General features: G+C 70.8%; 2 protein-coding genes. Both read left to right on the top strand.

Annotated elements, in window-relative coordinates:
* Positions 1-1,963: pseudouridine synthase (locus AC1DU6_RS28265; protein WP_477861185.1), on the top strand; the 1,963-nt coding region annotated here is incomplete at its 5' end.
* An 83-nt stretch (positions 1,964-2,046) separates the two neighbouring features.
* The coding region (locus AC1DU6_RS28260; protein WP_477861183.1) for a nucleoside-diphosphate kinase at positions 2,047-2,241 on the top strand (195 nt) is incomplete at its 3' end.

Below are 2,241 nucleotides of genomic sequence, written 5' to 3'. Positions count from 1 at the left end.
CAAGTCCCTGCCTCCCGACGCCGACGCCGAAGCGCCTGCCGCGCCCAAGCGGCGCCGCACGACGGCCAAGGCGCCCGCCGAGACAGCCCCCGAGGCCGACGCGCCCGTGGCGGTGAAGCGCACCCGCCGCAAGGCCGCTGAGGCGGTGGTGGAGGAGGGAGCGGCTGCGCCCGAGGCAGCGCCTGCGCAGGAGGCGCCGGCACCGGCCCGCAAGCGCGCGCCGCGCAAGGCCGCCGCCGCTGAGGAGGCGGCGCCGGCCGTTTCCGCAGAGGCGCCCGCGCCTGCCGCAGTGCCCATCTTCACGTTGGCGGAAGACGCGCCGGCCCCCCCCGCCTCGGTGAGTGGTGAGGCGGATGACGAAGGGAATGACGGCGAGGCGGGYGAAGACGGCGAGCGTGGCGGCCGAGGCCGCAACCGTCGCCGCAACCGCAAGGACCGTGCGGAGCGTCAGGACGCCCCGGTCGCGGGCGGGGATGAACTGCCCGGCGCGGTCGTGGCGCCCGAACTCGTCGAGGCCGCGGGGGCGCGCTTCGCCGATGTGCTGTCGGGCAATCTGGATGCCGAATCCGAAGGGCCGGCGGGCGAGCCACCACAGCTGCGGCCCGAGGCTGACGAAGCTGTGGAGGAGGGTGCCGAGGGTGAAGCCAAGCGCGTGCTGGCGCCGGATGCCGATGCCCCCAAGCTGCAGAAGGTGCTGGCCCAGGCCGGTATCGGCTCGCGTCGCGACATCGAGGAATGGATCGCCGAGGGCAAGATCGAGGTGAATGGCGAGGTCGCCCACGTCGGCCAGCGCATCTCCTTCGGTGACCGCGTGCGCGTCAATGGCAAGGAGGTGCGCGTGCGCATCTCGCCGCCGAACCCGCGCATCCTGGCCTATCACAAGCCCACGGGCGAGGTGTCCACGTTCAACGATCCGGAAGGCCGCCCGACGGTGTTCCGCTCGCTGCCGCGCGTGCAGGGCCAGAAATGGCAGTCCGTCGGCCGCCTGGACATCAACACCGAAGGCCTGCTGCTGTTCACCAACTCCGGCGAACTGGCCAACCAACTGATGCATCCGCGCTTCGGCGTCGAGCGTGAGTACGCGGCCCGGGTGCTGGGGGCGCTGAGCGACGAGCAGCGCGCCAAGCTGCTCGAAGGCGTCAACGTCGAAGGTCAAGTGGCCTCCTTCAAGAGCATCGAGGACGGTGGCGGCGAAGGCGCCAACCGCTGGTACCGCGTCGTCATCACCGAGGGCCGCAACCGCGAAGTGCGCAAGCTCTTCGAGGCTGTCGGCATGGTCGTCAGCCGCCTGATCCGCATCCGCTACGGCACCGTCGTGCTGCCGCGCGGCTTGAAGCGTGGCGTCTGGGTGGAACTGGGCGATGACGACGTGCGCGTCATCCGCCGCCTGGCCGGCCACACCTCCAACAGTGGCCAGGGCCAGAACTTCGGGCAAGGGCAGGGCAAGGGCCAGCCGCAACAGCAGCAGGGCCAAGGCAACAAGAACGACCGCAACAAGCGCCGCAACGACGAGCGCCACAGCGGCAGTGGCGGCCCGCGCCCGAGCCGCCCGCCCGAGGCGCCGCAGCCTCAGCAGGCCCGCCCGCCGCGCGAGGAGCGCGCCCCGCGCCGTGACGATGAGGAGGATGACGGCTTCATTCCGCATCACGTCAACCCGCTGGAGCAGACCTTCGACCGCCGCCATGCGACGAGCGGCAAGCGGGGCCTGCCTCAGGGCTTTGGCGCCGGCGGCAGCCAGCAGGACAACAGGCAAGGCAAGGGCGGTGGCAACAAGGGCAATGGCCCGCGTGAACCCGATCCGATGCAGACCTCGGTGGGCTATATCGGCGGTGATGCCTTCCTGCGCCGTGGCGGCGGCGGGGGTGGCCGCGGTGGCAAGGGCGGTGGCGGTGGCGGTGGCGGTGGCGGTGGCGGTGGCGGTGGCGGTGGTCGCTCCGGCGGCGGCTACGGCGGACGTCGCTGAAACTGGGCGGGGGATACAACTAGGGTCATCCCTGCCCGCTACAATCACAGGCTTTGTCCAATACGCCCCATCAGGAGAACCCCATGGCGATCGAAACCACCCTGTCCATCATCAAGCCCGATGCCGTGGCAAAGAACGTCATCGGCCAGATCTACGCCCGCTTCGAGGCCGCCGGCCTGAAGGTCGTGGCCGCCAAGATGGTGCACCTGTCGCGCGTCGAAGCTGAACAGTTCTACGCCGTCCACAAGGCCCGCCCCTTCTTCAACGACCTGGTCAGC

Source organism: Roseateles sp. P5_B10, from assembly GCF_056400485.1.
The sequence above is the reverse complement of the archived record's forward strand: the minus strand, read 5'-3'. Positions and strand labels throughout refer to the sequence as shown.